The 16,351-nt window shown below is 37.6% G+C and carries 30 protein-coding genes; all 30 read left to right on the plus strand.

Translation table 11 applies throughout. The annotated features are described in order from the left end of the window. Positions 1 to 67: 67 nt before the first annotated feature. The 30 genes from rplC (at position 68) to eno (ending at position 16,323) form a co-directional block, all read left to right on the plus strand. The gene (gene rplC / locus Q2T41_RS13110) at positions 68 to 685 is read left to right on the plus strand and encodes a 50S ribosomal protein L3 (protein ID WP_089259444.1); all 618 of its coding nucleotides are present in this window, start codon (positions 68 to 70) and stop codon (positions 683 to 685) included. A 5-nt stretch (positions 686 to 690) separates the two neighbouring features. Beyond that, positions 691 to 1,323, plus strand: coding sequence for a 50S ribosomal protein L4 (gene rplD / locus Q2T41_RS13115; RefSeq protein WP_089259445.1), 633 nt, complete (start codon positions 691 to 693; stop codon positions 1,321 to 1,323). Positions 1,324 to 1,327: 4 nt separating this feature from the next. After that, the gene (gene rplW, locus Q2T41_RS13120) at positions 1,328 to 1,618 is read left to right on the plus strand and encodes a 50S ribosomal protein L23 (RefSeq protein ID WP_089259446.1); all 291 of its coding nucleotides are present in this window, start codon (positions 1,328 to 1,330) and stop codon (positions 1,616 to 1,618) included. Positions 1,619 to 1,627: 9 nt separating this feature from the next. Continuing rightward, positions 1,628 to 2,452: a 50S ribosomal protein L2 gene (gene rplB, locus Q2T41_RS13125; protein ID WP_144804694.1), complete on the plus strand. Its 825-nt coding sequence runs from the start codon at positions 1,628 to 1,630 to the stop codon at positions 2,450 to 2,452. Between the two features lie 14 nt (positions 2,453 to 2,466). Next, the gene (gene rpsS, locus Q2T41_RS13130) at positions 2,467 to 2,745 is read left to right on the plus strand and encodes a 30S ribosomal protein S19 (RefSeq protein ID WP_089259448.1); all 279 of its coding nucleotides are present in this window, start codon (positions 2,467 to 2,469) and stop codon (positions 2,743 to 2,745) included. A 3-nt stretch (positions 2,746 to 2,748) separates the two neighbouring features. Then, positions 2,749 to 3,156 carry a 50S ribosomal protein L22 gene (gene rplV, locus Q2T41_RS13135; RefSeq protein ID WP_089259449.1) on the plus strand — a complete coding sequence of 136 codons (408 nt, stop codon included), beginning with the start codon at positions 2,749 to 2,751 and terminating at the stop codon, positions 3,154 to 3,156. A 1-nt stretch (position 3,157) separates the two neighbouring features. Continuing rightward, positions 3,158 to 3,877, plus strand: a complete 720-nt coding sequence (rpsC, locus tag Q2T41_RS13140) for a 30S ribosomal protein S3 (RefSeq protein ID WP_089259450.1) — start codon at positions 3,158 to 3,160, stop codon at positions 3,875 to 3,877. A gap of 20 nt (positions 3,878 to 3,897) precedes the next feature. Continuing rightward, a complete protein-coding gene (rplP, locus tag Q2T41_RS13145) occupies positions 3,898 to 4,326 on the plus strand; it encodes a 50S ribosomal protein L16 (protein WP_089259451.1) in 429 nt (142 codons plus the stop codon). A gap of 12 nt (positions 4,327 to 4,338) precedes the next feature. Continuing rightward, positions 4,339 to 4,530 carry a 50S ribosomal protein L29 gene (gene rpmC / locus Q2T41_RS13150; protein WP_089259452.1) on the plus strand — a complete coding sequence of 64 codons (192 nt, stop codon included), beginning with the start codon at positions 4,339 to 4,341 and terminating at the stop codon, positions 4,528 to 4,530. 13 nt (positions 4,531 to 4,543) lie between these two features. Next, positions 4,544 to 4,801: a 30S ribosomal protein S17 gene (rpsQ, locus tag Q2T41_RS13155; RefSeq protein WP_058104316.1), complete on the plus strand. Its 258-nt coding sequence runs from the start codon at positions 4,544 to 4,546 to the stop codon at positions 4,799 to 4,801. A gap of 3 nt (positions 4,802 to 4,804) precedes the next feature. Next, complete coding sequence (gene rplN / locus Q2T41_RS13160) at positions 4,805 to 5,173, plus strand: 50S ribosomal protein L14 (RefSeq protein WP_027064819.1); 369 nt, start codon at positions 4,805 to 4,807, stop codon at positions 5,171 to 5,173. 13 nt (positions 5,174 to 5,186) lie between these two features. Next, entirely contained in the window at positions 5,187 to 5,501 is a 315-nt protein-coding gene (gene rplX, locus Q2T41_RS13165; RefSeq protein ID WP_089259453.1) for a 50S ribosomal protein L24, read from the plus strand. A 2-nt stretch (positions 5,502 to 5,503) separates the two neighbouring features. Further along, entirely contained in the window at positions 5,504 to 6,055 is a 552-nt protein-coding gene (gene rplE / locus Q2T41_RS13170; RefSeq protein WP_089259454.1) for a 50S ribosomal protein L5, read from the plus strand. 1 nt (position 6,056) lies between these two features. After that, complete coding sequence (gene rpsN, locus Q2T41_RS13175; protein WP_089259455.1) at positions 6,057 to 6,326, plus strand: 30S ribosomal protein S14; 270 nt, start codon at positions 6,057 to 6,059, stop codon at positions 6,324 to 6,326. A gap of 65 nt (positions 6,327 to 6,391) precedes the next feature. Beyond that, positions 6,392 to 6,790, plus strand: a complete 399-nt coding sequence (gene rpsH / locus Q2T41_RS13180; protein ID WP_089259456.1) for a 30S ribosomal protein S8 — start codon at positions 6,392 to 6,394, stop codon at positions 6,788 to 6,790. A gap of 19 nt (positions 6,791 to 6,809) precedes the next feature. Next, on the plus strand, positions 6,810 to 7,352 hold the full coding sequence (gene rplF / locus Q2T41_RS13185; protein ID WP_089259457.1) for a 50S ribosomal protein L6: 543 nt from the start codon (positions 6,810 to 6,812) through the stop codon (positions 7,350 to 7,352). Positions 7,353 to 7,364: 12 nt separating this feature from the next. Then, a complete protein-coding gene (gene rplR, locus Q2T41_RS13190; RefSeq protein ID WP_089259458.1) occupies positions 7,365 to 7,721 on the plus strand; it encodes a 50S ribosomal protein L18 in 357 nt (118 codons plus the stop codon). 9 nt (positions 7,722 to 7,730) lie between these two features. Further along, the gene (gene rpsE / locus Q2T41_RS13195) at positions 7,731 to 8,255 is read left to right on the plus strand and encodes a 30S ribosomal protein S5 (protein WP_089259459.1); all 525 of its coding nucleotides are present in this window, start codon (positions 7,731 to 7,733) and stop codon (positions 8,253 to 8,255) included. 10 nt (positions 8,256 to 8,265) lie between these two features. After that, positions 8,266 to 8,445 carry a 50S ribosomal protein L30 gene (rpmD, locus tag Q2T41_RS13200; RefSeq protein ID WP_089259460.1) on the plus strand — a complete coding sequence of 60 codons (180 nt, stop codon included), beginning with the start codon at positions 8,266 to 8,268 and terminating at the stop codon, positions 8,443 to 8,445. Positions 8,446 to 8,457: 12 nt separating this feature from the next. Then, positions 8,458 to 8,910 (plus strand): 50S ribosomal protein L15, encoded by a 453-nt coding sequence (rplO, locus tag Q2T41_RS13205; RefSeq protein ID WP_089259461.1) that lies wholly within the window; start codon positions 8,458 to 8,460, stop codon positions 8,908 to 8,910. 14 nt (positions 8,911 to 8,924) lie between these two features. After that, positions 8,925 to 10,268, plus strand: a complete 1,344-nt coding sequence (secY, locus tag Q2T41_RS13210; protein WP_089259462.1) for a preprotein translocase subunit SecY — start codon at positions 8,925 to 8,927, stop codon at positions 10,266 to 10,268. Positions 10,269 to 10,271: 3 nt separating this feature from the next. Then, on the plus strand, positions 10,272 to 10,487 hold the full coding sequence (gene infA / locus Q2T41_RS13215; RefSeq protein WP_013305172.1) for a translation initiation factor IF-1: 216 nt from the start codon (positions 10,272 to 10,274) through the stop codon (positions 10,485 to 10,487). Positions 10,488 to 10,495: 8 nt separating this feature from the next. Further along, entirely contained in the window at positions 10,496 to 10,612 is a 117-nt protein-coding gene (gene ykgO / locus Q2T41_RS13220) for a type B 50S ribosomal protein L36 (protein ID WP_013305171.1), read from the plus strand. Between the two features lie 2 nt (positions 10,613 to 10,614). Beyond that, a complete protein-coding gene (rpsM, locus tag Q2T41_RS13225) occupies positions 10,615 to 10,989 on the plus strand; it encodes a 30S ribosomal protein S13 (protein WP_089259463.1) in 375 nt (124 codons plus the stop codon). 9 nt (positions 10,990 to 10,998) lie between these two features. Continuing rightward, on the plus strand, positions 10,999 to 11,391 hold the full coding sequence (rpsK, locus tag Q2T41_RS13230) for a 30S ribosomal protein S11 (RefSeq protein WP_036152169.1): 393 nt from the start codon (positions 10,999 to 11,001) through the stop codon (positions 11,389 to 11,391). An 85-nt stretch (positions 11,392 to 11,476) separates the two neighbouring features. Beyond that, positions 11,477 to 12,082: a 30S ribosomal protein S4 gene (rpsD, locus tag Q2T41_RS13235; protein ID WP_089259464.1), complete on the plus strand. Its 606-nt coding sequence runs from the start codon at positions 11,477 to 11,479 to the stop codon at positions 12,080 to 12,082. A 17-nt stretch (positions 12,083 to 12,099) separates the two neighbouring features. Next, positions 12,100 to 13,092, plus strand: coding sequence for a DNA-directed RNA polymerase subunit alpha (locus Q2T41_RS13240; RefSeq protein ID WP_089259465.1), 993 nt, complete (start codon positions 12,100 to 12,102; stop codon positions 13,090 to 13,092). Between the two features lie 59 nt (positions 13,093 to 13,151). After that, complete coding sequence (gene rplQ / locus Q2T41_RS13245) at positions 13,152 to 13,706, plus strand: 50S ribosomal protein L17 (protein WP_304436448.1); 555 nt, start codon at positions 13,152 to 13,154, stop codon at positions 13,704 to 13,706. A gap of 92 nt (positions 13,707 to 13,798) precedes the next feature. Next, positions 13,799 to 14,926: a glutamine-hydrolyzing carbamoyl-phosphate synthase small subunit gene (carA, locus tag Q2T41_RS13250; RefSeq protein ID WP_304436449.1), complete on the plus strand. Its 1,128-nt coding sequence runs from the start codon at positions 13,799 to 13,801 to the stop codon at positions 14,924 to 14,926. Positions 14,927 to 15,030: 104 nt separating this feature from the next. Beyond that, the gene (gene eno, locus Q2T41_RS13255) at positions 15,031 to 16,323 is read left to right on the plus strand and encodes a phosphopyruvate hydratase (protein ID WP_144804697.1); all 1,293 of its coding nucleotides are present in this window, start codon (positions 15,031 to 15,033) and stop codon (positions 16,321 to 16,323) included. The last annotated feature ends 28 nt before the right edge of the window (positions 16,324 to 16,351 follow it).

Consider the following 16,351-nt stretch of genomic DNA (forward strand, 5'->3'; position numbering starts at 1 on the left):
AGGGTTAAATTATTTTGACCCTATTTTTTTGAATAGTATTTAATAGTAATAATTAATATAAATAAGTATGTCTGGGTTAATAGGAAAGAAAGTAGGCATGACCAGTATTTTTGACGAGAATGGGAAGAATATTCCATGTACCGTTATACAAGCTGGACCATGTGTAGTTACCCAAGTCAGAACCGAAGAGGTTGACGGGTATAGTGCCCTTCAGCTTGGTTTCGATGACAAGGCAGAAAGTCGTGCTAATAAGGCTCAATCGGGTCATTTTAAAAAGGCAGGTGCTTCTCCTAAGAAAAAAGTCGTTGAATTCCGAGATTTTGAAGGTGAGTTTAAATTAGGGGACACTGTTGGTGTGGATGTTTTCGTTGAAGGCGAATTTGTCGATGTTGTAGGTACTTCTAAAGGTAAAGGATTTCAAGGTGTAGTTAAGCGTCATGGTTTTGGTGGTGTGGGTCAAGCAACCCATGGTCAGCATAATAGACTTAGAGCTCCTGGTTCAATTGGTGCCGCTTCATATCCGGCAAGAGTATTTAAGGGTATGAAAATGGCCGGTAGAATGGGGTCTGACCGTGTTACGGTTCAAAACCTTAGGGTTTTAAAAGTAGTTCCAGAAAAGAATCTTTTAGTAGTAAAAGGTTGTGTTCCTGGCCATAAGAACGCTTATGTAACGATACAAAGGTAGAGGTAATGAAAATAGCAGTTTTAGATATTAAAGGAAAAGACACAGGCAGAAAGGCAAACCTTTCTGATGATGTTTTCGCTATAGAGCCTAATGAGCATGCGGTCTATTTGGATGTTAAGCAATATTTGGCACATCAAAGACAAGGTACGCATAAAGCAAAGGAAAGAGCTGAAATAGCAGGTAGTACTAGAAAGATAAAGAAGCAAAAAGGTACAGGTACGGCAAGAGCCGGTAGTATTAAGTCGCCTATCTTTAGAGGTGGTGGTAGAATATTTGGCCCTAGACCTAAGGATTATACCCAAAAATTGAACAAAAACCTTAAGCGTTTGGCAAGAAAATCTGCCTTGACATTAAAGTCAAAGGATAATGCCATAATCGTGGTCGAGGATTTCGATTTTGATACACCTAGAACTAAGGATTTTGTCGAGGTTTTAAAGACTTTAGGTATTGAAAACAAAAAGTCTTTGATTGTGTTGGGTGATTCAAATAAAGGTGTATATTTGTCTTCGCGTAATTTCAAAGGGTCTGAAGTTATAACTAACTCAGAATTAAGCACTTACAAAATACTTAATGCAAATAGTGTAGTGTTGTTGGAGAGCTCTCTAGAAGGAATCGAATCGAATTTAAATAAACAATAATATCATGAGTGTGTTGATAAAACCAATTATAACGGAGAAAATGACTGCTGATAGCGAGTTGAACAATCGTTATGGTTTCGTAGTTAACCCTAAGGCAAATAAATTGCAGATAAAGGATGCAATTGAAGCTACTTATGGTGTTTCGGTTAAAAAGGTGCGTACTATGAATTACGGACCCACCAGAAAATCCAGATATACAAAAACTGGGGTGCAGCATGGTAAAACAAATGCCGTTAAGAAGGCAATAGTTGATGTTGTGGAAGGTGATATTATTGATTTTTACAGTAATCTATAAAGACAAGAAATGTCAGTTAGAAAATTAAAACCAATCACTCCTGGACAGCGTTTTAGAGTAGTAAACGGATTTGACGCCATTACTGCTGATAAGCCGGAGAAAAGCTTGCTTGCTCCGTTAAAAAAGTCCGGAGGTAGAAACAGTCAAGGAAAGATGACCATGCGCCAAAAAGGTGGAGGTCATAAGAGAAGGTATCGTGTAATTGATTTTAAAAGGGATAAGCAAGATGTGCTTGCGACCGTAAAATCTATTGAGTACGATCCAAACAGAACGGCATTTATTGCTCTTTTAGAGTATGCTGATGGTGAAAAACGATATGTGATCGCACAGAACGGTTTACAGGTTGATCAGAAAGTTTCTTCGGGTGCTTCTGTGGCACCAGAAATTGGAAATGCAATGCCTTTGAGTGAAGTTCCTTTAGGTACGATCATTTCGTGTATTGAATTAAGACCTGGACAAGGAGCTGTTATGGCTAGAAGTGCTGGAACCTTTGCTCAGTTAATGGCGAAGGACGGTAAGTTTGTAACGGTTAAAATGCCTTCTGGTGAAACTAGATTGGTTCTTTCTGGTTGTTTTGCGACAATTGGGGCGGTTTCAAACTCTGATCATCAATTGCTTGTTTCCGGTAAGGCCGGTAGAAGTAGATGGTTGGGTAGAAGACCAAGGACTAGACCAGTAGCTATGAACCCTGTAGATCATCCAATGGGTGGTGGTGAAGGTAGAGCTTCAGGTGGACATCCAAGATCTAGAAACGGTATTCCTGCAAAAGGATTTAGAACCCGTTCTAAGACTAAGAGCACCAATAAGTATATAATAGAACGTAGAAAGAAATAAAAAAGTAGAAAGAAATGGCACGTTCACTAAAAAAAGGACCATACGTTCACTATAGTTTGGAGAAAAAAATCCAACAAAGTGCAGCATCCGGTAAAAAATCGGTAATCAAAACTTGGTCAAGGGCATCTATGATCACTCCAGATTTTGTTGGAATGACAATAGCTGTGCACAACGGAAAACAATTTGTACCTGTTTTTGTGACTGAAAACATGGTTGGACATAAACTTGGGGAATTTTCACCTACTAGATCTTTTAGAGGTCACGTTGGTGCAAAAAACAAAGGAAAAAAGTAAGCTATGGGAGTTCGTAAAAAACAAATGGCCGAAAGAATCAAGGCTGAAAAAAAGAAGGTAGCTTTCGCGAAGTTGAACAATTGTCCAACTTCACCTAGAAAGATGCGTTTAGTTGCTGATTTAATTAGAGGTGCTAAAGTTGAAAATGCCTTAGCTATATTAAGATTTAACCCAAAAGAGGCTTCTAGAAAACTAGAAAAATTGTTGTTGTCCGCTTTGGCCAACTGGCAGGCTAAAAATGAAGATGCAAACCTTGAGGATGCTGATTTGGTCGTTGCCGAGATAAGAGTTGATAGCGGTGCAATGTTAAAGAGATTGCGTCCAGCTCCACAGGGTAGGGCACATAGAATTAGAAAACGTTCAAACCATGTTACTTTGGTTTTAGGGTCTAAAAATATAACAGAAAACTAGAATGGGACAGAAAACAAATCCAATAGGAAATCGTCTAGGAATCATCAGAGGTTGGGAATCTAACTGGTATGGTGGAAACGATTATGGGGATAAATTGGCGGAAGATGATAAAATACGTAAGTATATCCACGCCAGGCTTTCTAAAGCTAGTGTTTCTAGAGTAATTATAGAGCGTACCCTTAAACTGATTACTGTAACGGTGACCACGGCACGTCCTGGAATAATCATCGGTAAAGGAGGTCAGGAAGTTGATAAGCTGAAAGAAGAGTTGAAAAAAATCACCAATAAGGAGGTTCAGATCAACATCTTTGAAATTAAAAGACCAGAATTGGATGCTAATTTGGTTGCGGCAAGTGTTGCCCGTCAAATAGAAAGTAGAATTTCCTTTAGAAGAGCAATCAAGATGGCTATTGCAGCTGCAATGAGAATGAATGCCGAAGGTATCAAAATTCAAATCTCAGGTAGGTTGAACGGAGCGGAAATGGCACGTTCAGAATCATATAAGGATGGTAGAATTCCATTATCCACATTTAGAGCAGATATTGATTATGCTTTACAAGAAGCCCAGACCACATATGGTAAACTTGGAATTAAAGTTTGGATCATGAAGGGCGAGGTTTACGGTAAAAGAGAGTTGTCACCTTTAGTAGGAATGCAAAAAGGAGATTCCTCTAAAGGAGGTAAACAAGAAGGTGGTAGAAAACAACGTCGTAGAAAGTAATTTTTTAAAGAACTAAAGTAATGTTACAACCGAAAAGAACGAAGTTCCGTAAAATGCAGAAAGGCCGTATGAAAGGCCTTGCTGGTAGAGGACACCAACTTTCAAATGGTATGTTCGGTATAAAGAATGTTGATGATGCAGCATTCTTGACTTCACGCCAAATTGAGGCTGCCCGTATTGCTGCAACAAGATATATGAAAAGGGAAGGTCAGTTATGGATTAAAATATTTCCAGACAAGCCTATAACCAAAAAGCCTCTAGAGGTGCGTATGGGTAAAGGTAAAGGTGCTCCTGAATATTTTGTAGCCGTAGTAAAACCGGGTAGAATTATGTTCGAAGTAGCTGGAGTTCCTATGGAAGTAGCAAAAGAAGCTTTAAGACTAGCGGCACAGAAGCTTCCTGTTAAAACAAAATTTATTGTAGCTCGAGATTACGAGGGCGGAAATTAAACGTAAGGAACAATGAAAAAACAAGAGATCAAAGAATTGTCTGTCGAAGGACTTACGGAGAAATTGGCCGAGTATAGAAAGCAGCATGAAGAATTGAAAATGGCACATTTTGTAACTCCGTTAGAAAATCCATTACAGATTAGAAAAGTAAGGAGAACGGTAGCAAGATTGGCCACTGAATTAACTAATAGGGAAAACCAATAATTGGTTCGGCTTTATGGAAAAAAGAAACTTAAGAAAAGAAAGAGTAGGAGTTGTCACTAGTAATAAGATGGAAAAGTCCATTGTTATTTCGGAGGTGAAAAGAGTAAAGCATCCTATGTACGGTAAATTCGTTTTGAAGACAAAGAAATATGTTGCACATGACGAAAAGAACGATTGCAATATTGGTGATACTGTAAAGATCATGGAAACGCGTCCTATGAGTAAAACCAAATGTTGGAGATTAGTAGAAATCTTAGAAAGAGCTAAATAAGTTATGTTACAGCAAGAATCTAGATTAAAGGTAGCGGATAACACCGGAGCGAAGGAAGTATTGACTATTCGTGTTCTTGGTGGTACCAAAAGAAGATATGCATCCATTGGTGATAAAATTGTTGTTACCGTTAAGGAGGCCACACCAAATGGAGGTATCAAGAAAGGAGCGGTATCAACTGCTGTTGTCGTGCGTACCAAGAAAGAGGTGAGAAGACCAGATGGGTCGTATATCAGATTTGACGATAACGCTTGTGTTTTATTGAATCCTGCCGGAGAGATGAGGGGAACCCGTGTTTTCGGACCCGTTGCAAGGGAGCTTAGGGACAAGCAATTTATGAAGATTGTATCATTGGCCCCAGAGGTATTATAATATAACGGACAAGATGAAAAAGTTGAAAATAAAAACAGGAGACACCGTAAGAATTATCGCTGGTGACCATAAAGGTACCGAAGGTAAGGTTATGCGTGTAAATCTTGAAAAAAATAAGGCCATCGTAGAAGGTGCAAATATGGTTTCCAAACATGAGAAACCTAGTGCAAAGAACCCTCAGGGTGGTATTGTAAAAAAAGAAGCTTTAATCCATATTTCAAACCTTGCTTTGATCGACGGTAAATCTGGAGATACTACAAGGGTAGGTTATGAAATGAGGGATGGTAAAAAAGTTAGGGTTTCCAAAAAATCCAAAGAAGTAATTTAGTTATGGCATACGTTACAAGATTAAAGAAAGAGTATAAGGAGCGAATTATAGCTGCCCTTACCGAAGAATTTGGTTACAGTAATGTAATGCAGGTTCCTAAGTTGGAAAAAATAGTAATGAGCAGAGGAATAGGTGCTGCCGTTGCTGATAAAAAGCTTATTGATCATGCAATTGATGAAATGACGATGATCACTGGTCAAAAAGCTGTTGCTACATTATCTAAAAAAGATGTTGCTGCCTTTAAATTAAGAAAAGGTATGCCTATTGGTGCAAAGGTAACCCTTAGAGGTGAGCGTATGTACGAATTCTTAGATCGTTTAGTAACATCTGCATTACCAAGGGTACGTGATTTTCAAGGAATCAAGGCTACTGGTTTTGATGGTCGTGGAAATTATAACTTGGGTATAACCGAACAGATTATTTTCCCGGAAATCAATATTGATAAAATCAATAGAATTAACGGAATGGATATTACTTTTGTGACCTCTGCAAATACTGACAAGGAAGCAAAATCATTATTAACAGAATTAGGTTTACCTTTTAAAAAGAATTAGTATGGCTAAGGAATCAATGAAAGCCCGTGAAAGAAAAAGGGAAAGAACTGTAGCAATTTACGCTGAAAAAAGAAAGGCTCTAAAGGAAGCTGGAGACTATGAAGGTTTGCAAAGACTTCCTAAAAATGCTTCTCCAGTACGTTTGCACAATAGATGTAAGCTTACCGGAAGACCTAAGGGTTATATGAGAACTTTTGGAATTTCTAGGGTAATGTTCAGGGAAATGGCAAATGCCGGTTTAATTCCGGGTGTTAAAAAAGCCAGCTGGTAAAAAAGAATTATTAATGGTTTCAGGTTTAACGTAAAAGTTAAAAACCGTCACCGAATTATATATACATGGTAACAGATACTATAGCAGATTACCTAACGAGAGTTAGAAACGCAAGTAGAGCAGGTCATAGAATTGTTGAAATTCCTGCTTCTAATTTAAAAAAGGAGATAACAAAAATATTGTTCGATCAAGGATATATTTTAAGTTATAAGTTTGAAGAGAACAAGGTTCAGGGCACTATTAAAATTGCTTTGAAATATGACAAGTTTACAAAAGAGCCTGTTATCAAGAAAATACAGCGTATAAGTAAGCCGGGTCTTAGAAAATATGCGGGTAGCGACGATTTGCCACGTGTATTGAACGGTTTGGGTATCGCTATTGTTTCTACATCCCATGGTGTAATGACAAGTAAGCAAGCAAAGGCGGAAAAAGTTGGTGGTGAAGTTTTATGCTACGTTTATTAATTGATAAAAGAATTAGAAAATGTCTAGAATAGGTAATAATCCAATCGCGATTCCAGAAGGAGTTACAATTGAAATCAATGAAAATATCATTTCCGTAAAAGGAAAGTTAGGAGAGTTGACTCAAGAGTTCTCTGGTGTATCGGTTAAAGTGGAAGATGGTCAGGCTTGGGTAACAAGACCTTCAGATTCTAAGGAGCATAAAGCAAAACACGGTTTATATAGGTCACTTATACTCAACATGGTTGAGGGCGTTTCAAAAGGTTGGACCAAAGAATTGGAGTTAGTAGGTGTAGGTTACAGGGCTAGTAACCAAGGTCAAAAATTAGATTTGGCTCTAGGGTTTTCCCATAATATAGTATTTGACTTGGCCCCAGAGGTTAAGGTCGAAACTGTTTCTGAAAAAGGAAAGAACCCAATAGTTAAATTGACCTCTCATGACAAACAATTGGTTGGTCATATAGCAGCTAAGATAAGATCATTCCGTAGACCTGAACCGTACAAAGGAAAAGGTATTAAGTTTGTTGGTGAAATATTAAGAAGAAAAGCTGGTAAGTCAGCTTAATATAAGTGTATTATGGGATTATCAAAAACACAAAGAAAAAATAGAATCCGCCGTAGAATCCGTAAGGTTTCTACCGGAACTGCAGCTAGACCTAGGTTATCTGTATTCCGTAGTAATAGCGAGATTTATGCACAAGTTATAGACGACGTTAAAGGAGTTACTTTAGTATCTGCTTCCTCAAGAGATAAGGATATTGCAAAAGTAAAAGGTAACAAAACAGAGATTGCCGCACTAGTTGGTAAAACAATTGCCGAGAAATCTGTAAAGGCGGGTCTTGATAAGGTAGCCTTTGATAGAGGTGGAAATTTGTATCATGGTAGAGTTAAGTCTTTGGCCGAAGGTGCAAGAGAAGCAGGATTAAAATTCTAATAAACTAGTATGTTCCAAAAATATAAAAACGTAGAAACGGTTAAACCTGGCGGTTTAGATTTAAAAGATAAATTAGTTGGCATCCAACGTGTTACCAAGGTAACTAAAGGTGGTAGGGCATTTGGTTTTTCTGCTATAGTTGTCGTTGGTGACGAAAATGGTGTTGTAGGTCACGGTTTAGGTAAGTCTAAAGAAGTTGCAACTGCAATAGCAAAAGCAATTGAGGACGGTAAAAAGAACTTGATTAGAATTCCTTTGAACAACGGTACATTACCACATGAGCAAAAAGGTAAATTTGGTGGAGCAAGAGTTTACATCCAGCCAGCTTCTCATGGTACGGGTGTTATTGCCGGTGGTGCAGTGAGATCAGTTTTAGAAGCTGTTGGTGTACATGATGTTTTGTCCAAATCACAAGGTTCTTCAAATCCACACAATGTTGTAAAAGCAACTTTTGACGCTTTATTGCAACTTAGGGATGCAAAGACCATAGCAAGTCAAAGAGGTGTTTCTTTAGAAAAAGTATTTAAAGGCTAAGAGTAGAATTATGGCAAAGATTAAAGTTACACAGGTAAAAAGTGGAATCAAGAAACCTCAAAATCAGAAAAGAACTCTTGAGGCCCTTGGTTTAAAAAGAATTGGTCAAGTTGTAGAACATGATGATACGGCCAACATTCTTGGAATGATAAATAAAGTTAAACATTTAGTTTCCGTTGAGGGAGCTTAAAGATAGAATATAATGGGTTTACATAATCTACAGCCTGCAGAAGGTTCAGTTAATAGGGACGGTAAACGTCTTGGAAGAGGACAAGGGTCAGGAAAAGGTGGAACTGCTGCAAGAGGACATAAAGGAGCAAAATCAAGATCTGGTTATTCTAAGAAAATTGGTTTTGAAGGTGGTCAAATGCCATTGCAACGTCGTGTTCCTAAATTTGGATTTACAAATATCAACCGTAAGAACTATAAAGGTATCAATATTGAGAAGTTACAGGAACTTGTTGATAACAAAGTAATTTCAAAAGAGGTTTCTTTGGATATTTTGGTTGAAAACGGAGTAGTAGGTAAAAACGACTTAGTTAAAATTTTAGGTAACGGTGAATTGAAATCCCCCCTAAAAATTACGGTACATAAATTTACCGCTTCTGCTAAGGCAGCTATTGAAGCAGCTGGTGGTGAAGCAATAAGTTTGTAAGCATAAACGAGAGCATGAAGAATTTTATTGATACAATATCCAATATTTGGAAGATAGAAGAGCTAAGAAATAGAATACTTATTACCTTGGGTCTTTTATTGGTGTACCGTTTTGGTTGCCAAATTGTTCTTCCAGGTATAGATTCTACGCAGTTGGGTGGTTTGACCGATGGAACCGATCAAGGTATCTTTGGTCTATTAAACGCATTTACAGGAGGGGCTTTTGCCAATGCTTCTGTTTTTGCATTAGGTATTATGCCTTACATCTCTGCTTCAATTGTGGTGCAATTAATGGGTATTGCTATACCATATCTTCAAAAACTTCAAAAAGAGGGTGAAAGCGGTCGTAAAACTATTAACCAAATTACTAGATGGTTGACTATTGGTATTTGTATAGTTCAAGCTCCTGCCTATCTCTACGGTTTGGAAGCCTTTGGTGTTAGGGACAGTGCTTTTATCTTAGGAAAAGGGTTGGATTTTATGATACCCGCAGTAATCATTTTGGTTACAGGTACCGTTTTTGCTATGTGGTTAGGAGAAAAAATTACAGATAAGGGTATTGGTAATGGTATTTCATTGTTGATCATGATCGGTATTATTGCAACCATGCCACAATCCTTTGTTCAGGAATTTATTTCAAGGACCGTTGATAATAATGGCGGTCTAATGTTTATTCTGATTGAAGTTATTATTTGGTTCCTTGTTATTTTGGCATGTATATTATTGGTAATGGCTACTCGTCAAATACCGGTTCAGTATGCCAGGAGAACTGCGTCTGGTGGTTATGAGAAAAACATCATGGGATCAAGACAGTATATTCCATTAAAATTAAATGCATCTGGAGTAATGCCTATAATCTTTGCACAGGCTATTATGTTCGTTCCCGGAATGATAGGTGGCGCGTTTGATGATACTTCATTTGGGCAGTGGATGCAAGTTCAGTTTAGTGATATATTTGGTTTGGCATATAATATTTTATTTGCCTTGTTGATTATCATCTTTACCTATTTCTACACGGCCATTACGGTTCCTACCAATAAAATGGCAGATGACCTTAAAAGAAGTGGTGGTTTTATACCAGGAATACGTCCTGGGAAAGAAACAGGAGATTTTTTAGATAAGATTATGTCATTAATAACGTTACCTGGATCAATTTTCTTAGCTTTGCTCGCAATTTTGCCGGCCGTTGTCGTAAAGTTGATGGATGTTCAGGCTGGATGGGCCTTATTTTATGGAGGTACATCTTTATTGATTATGGTTGGTGTGGCTATTGATACTGTGCAACAGGTGAATTCATATCTGTTGAATAGACATTATGACGGCCTAATGAAAACCGGTAAAAATAGAAAAGTAGCATAATTTATGGCTAAACAGGCAGCAATAGAACAAGATGGATCTATCATTGAAGCATTGTCAAATGCAATGTTTAGGGTAGAGTTGGAGAATGGACATGTAGTAACAGCGCATATTTCAGGTAAGATGCGTATGCATTATATAAAATTATTACCTGGCGATAAGGTTAAATTGGAAATGAGTCCATACGATCTTACTAAAGCAAGAATTACATATAGATACTAAGATACAAGATGAAAGTAAGAGCATCAGTTAAAAAGAGAAGTGCCGACTGCAAGATTGTTCGCAGAAAAGGCAGGTTGTACGTAATCAACAAAAAGAATCCTAGATTTAAACAAAGACAAGGGTAATTATGGCAAGAATCGCAGGTATTGATATACCAAAACAGAAGAGAGGCGTTATCGCCTTAACCTACATTTTTGGAATTGGAAGAAGTAGAGCTCAAGAAATTTTGAGTAAAGCCCAGGTTAGTGAAGATACAAAGGTTTCTGATTGGAACGATGATGAAATAGGACGTATTAGGGAAGCTGTATCTGGTTACGTAATCGAAGGAGAGTTGCGTTCCGAAACCCAATTGAACATTAAGAGATTGATGGATATTGGTTGTTATAGAGGAATTCGTCACAGGTCTGGTTTACCTTTAAGAGGTCAACGTACCAAGAATAATTCTAGGACTAGAAAAGGAAAGCGTAAAACAGTTGCTAACAAGAAAAAAGCAACTAAATAATAAGTAGGTATGGCAAAGGCAAATACTAAAGTTACCAAGAAACGTAAAGTAATTGTTGATTCTGTAGGGGAGGCGCATATAAGTGCATCCTTTAACAACATCATCATTTCTTTAACAAATAAAAAAGGAGATGTAATTTCTTGGTCATCTGCTGGTAAATTAGGGTTTAGAGGTTCTAAGAAGAATACACCTTATGCTGCTCAGGTTGCAGCTGAAGACTGTTCAAAAGTTGCTCATGAAGCAGGTTTAAGAAAAGTTAAGGTTTATGTAAAAGGACCTGGTAATGGTAGGGAGTCTGCCATTAGATCATTGCACAATGCTGGAATTGAAGTAACCGAGATTATCGATGTTACTCCAATGCCGCACAATGGTTGTAGACCTCCAAAAAGAAGAAGAGTTTAATCAATTATATATTTCATCGAAAGTGTAGTTACGATTATCGAAGGATAAGCCTTAATTCATAATCTCACTTTCAAATTAAAGGAAAATGGCAAGATATACAGGACCAAAGTCAAAGATCGCACGTAAATTCGGCGAAGCAATTTTTGGAGACGATAAGTCTTTCGAAAAGAAAAATTACCCTCCGGGACAACACGGGAACAACAGACGTAGAGGAAAAAAATCTGAGTACTCTATTCAGTTAATGGAAAAGCAAAAAGCTAAATATACCTATGGTATTTTAGAAAAGCAATTTAGAAACCTGTTTCAAACTGCAAAGAGAAAAGAAGGTGTTGCTGGTGAAATCTTATTACAATTGTGTGAATCACGTTTAGATAATGTGGTTTATAGAATGGGAATATCACCTACAAGAAGTGGAGCTAGACAGTTAGTATCACACAGACATATCACGGTAAACGGAGAAGTAGTGAATATTCCTTCATATTCCCTTAAAGCCGGAGATGTTGTAGGGGTAAGGGAGAAATCAAAATCATTACAAAGCATACAGGATTCATTGACTGCGAATAGCGCTGTTTATGAGTGGATTTCTTGGAACAGCGAAAAGAAGGAAGGTACTTATGTATCTATACCTGAAAGAATGCAGATTCCAGAAAACATCAAAGAACAATTAATCGTGGAGTTATACTCTAAATAAACAATACCGATCCAATTATGGCATTATTTAATTTTCAGAAACCCGATAAAGTAATAATGATCGATTCCTCAGATTTCGAAGGGAAGTTCGAATTTCGCCCTTTGGAACCTGGTTATGGATTAACTGTTGGGAATGCGTTAAGACGTGTGTTGCTTTCTTCTTTGGAAGGTTACGCCATTACGTCTGTAAGGATAGATAAGGTAGAGCATGAGTTCTCGGTTATCTCTGGCGTTGTAGAAGATGTTACTGAAATTATATTGAACTTGAAACAAGTGCGTTTCAAGAAACAAATAGAGGATTCTGAAGCAGAAGTGGTTTCTATTTCCGTTAGTGGAAAAAATCAGTTGACTGCAGGGGATTTCCAGAAGTTTATTTCAGGATATCAAGTTTTAAATCCAGATTTAGTAATATGTAATATGGATGCCAAAGTAAGCATCAATATGGAAATTACTATTGAAAAAGGTAGGGGATATGTACCTGCAGAAGAAAATAAGAAGTCTGGCGCACCATTAGGGACAATAGCTGTAGATTCTATTTTTACACCGATAAAGAATGTAAAGTATAGTATTGAAAACTTTCGTGTAGAGCAAAAAACAGATTACGAAAAATTAGTTTTTGAAATCTCTTCTGATGGTTCTATTCACCCAAAGGATGCTTTGACCGAAGCTGCAAAAGTTCTTATTCATCATTTCATGTTGTTCTCTGATGAGCGTATTACGCTTGAGGCAGATGAAATTGCCCAAACTGAGACATATGATGAAGAATCATTGCATATGCGTCAGTTGCTTAAAACAAAATTGGTAGACATGGACCTATCCGTACGTGCCCTTAATTGTTTAAAGGCGGCAGAAGTAGATACTTTAGGTGATTTAGTATCATTTAATAAGAACGACCTGATGAAATTTAGGAACTTCGGTAAAAAATCCCTTACGGAACTTGAGGAGCTTGTAATTAACAAAGGACTTAGTTTTGGAATGGATCTTTCAAAATATAAATTAGATAAAGATTAATTAATCATATTTTGCTCCTCGATCTATCGAGTTTGGTAGCAAGATGATAAAACAATAACATGAGACACGGTAAAAAAGTAAATCACTTAGGCAGAAAAACTGCACACAGAAAGGCAATGTTGGCCAATATGGCTTGTTCTTTAATTGAGCACAAAAGAATCAATACTACGGTTGCCAAGGCAAAAGCCTTAAAACAATTTGTAGAACCTTTGATTACGAAGTCTAAGGCAGGGAACAATGTAAGTGCTGAGAAGGGTACTCACAACAGACGTATCGTCTTTAAAAACTTACGTGATAAAAATGCTGTTACGGAATTGTTCAGTGTAGTTTCTGAAAAAGTAGCTGACAGACCAGGTGGTTATACTAGAATTATTAAATTGGGTAACCGTTTAGGTGATAACGCCGATATGGCCATGATAGAATTGGTTGATTTCAACGAATTGTATAATGCCGGTAAGCCTAAGAAAAAATCTACAAGAAGAAGTAGAAGGTCTGGTGGTAACAATGCTGAGGCTGCTACTGAAGTGAAAGAAACCAAAGTAGTGCAAGAAGCACAACCGGAAACAGAATCTCAAACGGATAACGAGGTAAAGGCAGATGATTCTAAGGAATAAATTGTCAATAAATATTTATAATGAAAAGGATAAGCTTTCTAGCTTATCCTTTTTTTTATGTTTTTTTGTAAATGAATAAATAATAGCACAAAATGAAATATCAAGCAAAAAGAAAAGCTTTAATATTACTTTCGGATGGTACCATATTCCATGGAAAGTCTGTAGGGGATAAAGAGGGTACAGCTTTTGGTGAAGTTTGTTTTAATACTGGTATGACCGGGTACCAGGAAATTTTTACGGACCCGTCCTATTTTGGTCAGATCATGGTGACCACAAATGCCCATATTGGTAATTATGGGGTTAATAAAGATGAAATAGAATCAGACTCCATCAAAATAGCGGGTTTAGTATGTAGGAATTTCAGCTATGATTATTCTAGGGCTCTAGCAGATAATAGTTTGCAAGGATTTTTGGATGCCAACGGATTATTTGCGATTTCTGATGTGGATACCAGGGCTCTAGTGAGCTATATACGTGACAATGGCGCAATGAATGCTGTTATATCCACTGAAGTGGACAATATAGATGACCTTAAAAAACGATTGGCAGAAGTACCTAGTATGGAAGGTTTGGAGCTTGCTTCTAAAGTATCTACCAAAGAACCATATTTTGTAGGTAATGATAATGCTTCCATAAAGATTGCCGCTTTGGATATTGGAATTAAAAAGAATATTCTTAGAAATTTGGTTAAGCGTGACGCTTACGTAAAGGTGTTTCCGTACAATGCCACCTTTGAAGAAATGGAGGCCTGGAACCCAGATGCTTATTTTATATCAAACGGTCCTGGTGATCCAGAACCTTTGAGCGATGCCATTGCGGCTGCCAAAAAAATGATACAAACGGATAAACCTGTTTTTGGAATCTGTTTGGGGCACCAAATTTTGGCATTGGTAAATGGAGTATCAACCTACAAGATGCACAATGGCCATAGGGGAATAAATCATCCGGTTTTAAACCTGTTAAACGGCAAGGGTGAAATTACTTCGCAGAACCACGGATTTGCAATTAACCGTGAGGAAACTGAAGCAAATGACAGTTTGGAAATTACACATGTACACCTTAACGACAAGACGGTTGCAGGTATTAGAATGAAAAATAAAGATGTTTTTTCTGTTCAATATCACCCAGAGGCGAGTCCAGGCCCACATGATGCGGACTATCTTTTTGATGATTTTTTCGGTTTAATTGAGAAAAGTATAAAACATAACGAAATTGTTTAAATTATTGTTATTTAATGGACAAATGTAGAGTGCAAATAAACTCGGGAGTACCTTGGTTTTGTATCTTTGTCCTTTAAATGATCAACTAATAAAAAATAAATTAAATGAGTATCATATTAAGTGTTCACGCAAGACAAATTTTAGATTCTAGGGGTAACCCAACCGTTGAAGTAGATGTAATTACTGAAAACGGTGTAATGGGTAGGGCCGCAGTTCCTTCTGGTGCATCTACCGGTGAGCATGAGGCTGTTGAACTTCGTGATGGAGGCAAGGATTTCATGGGTAAAGGAGTTTTAAAGGCAGTTGATAATGTAAATAATGTTATTGCCGAAGAGATTTTGGGTATGTCTGTATTTGATCAAAATCTCTTAGATCAAACCATGATCGATCTTGACGGTACACCAAATAAATCTAAACTAGGGGCCAATGCCATTTTAGGTGTTTCTTTAGCTGCGGCTAAGGCAGCTGCAAATGAACTTGGTCTATCTTTATATAGGTATGTGGGTGGCGTTAGTGCCAACACATTGCCTGTTCCTATGATGAATATTATCAATGGCGGTTCTCATTCAGACGCTCCTATTGCTTTTCAAGAATTCATGGTAATGCCCGTAAAGGCAAAAAGCTTTTCGCATGCAATGCAAATGGGAACCGAGATTTTCCATCATTTGAAAAAAGTATTGCACGATCGTGGACTTAGTACAGCAGTAGGTGATGAAGGTGGTTTTGCGCCGAACCTAGCTGGAGGTACTGAGGATGCATTGGATACCATTGCCAAAGCTGTAAAGAATGCTGGCTATACTTTAGGGGATGATGTAATGATCGCTTTAGATTGTGCCGCTGCAGAGTTTTATGTAGATGGTAAATATGATTACACCAAATTTGAGGGTGATAAAGGTGTTGTTAGAACTTCTGAGGAACAAGCACAATACTTAGCAGATTTAAGTGCTAAATACCCTATTATCTCTATTGAGGATGGTATGGATGAAAATGATTGGGATGGATGGAAATCATTGACCGATAAAATTGGGGACAAAGTTCAATTGGTAGGTGATGACTTGTTTGTGACCAATGTGGAACGTTTGTCAACAGGTATTGAAAAAGGAATTGCCAATTCAATTTTGATCAAGGTTAACCAAATTGGAACGCTTACCGAAACAATAGCAGCCGTAAATATGGCTAAAAATGCAGGGTATACTTCAGTAATGTCCCATAGATCGGGAGAGACGGAAGATAACACAATTGCTGACCTAGCTGTTGCTTTGAATACAGGCCAGATTAAAACCGGATCGGCATCTAGATCAGACCGTATGGCCAAGTACAATCAATTGCTTCGTATTGAAGAGGAATTGGGTAGTACAGCTTATTATCCACAAGAAAAAGCATTCAAGGTCAACTAGATTTTGTGCCATAATTTATATAAAAAGC

The organism is Maribacter confluentis (genome assembly GCF_030505015.1).
Lineage (GTDB): Bacteria > Bacteroidota > Bacteroidia > Flavobacteriales > Flavobacteriaceae > Maribacter > Maribacter sedimenticola.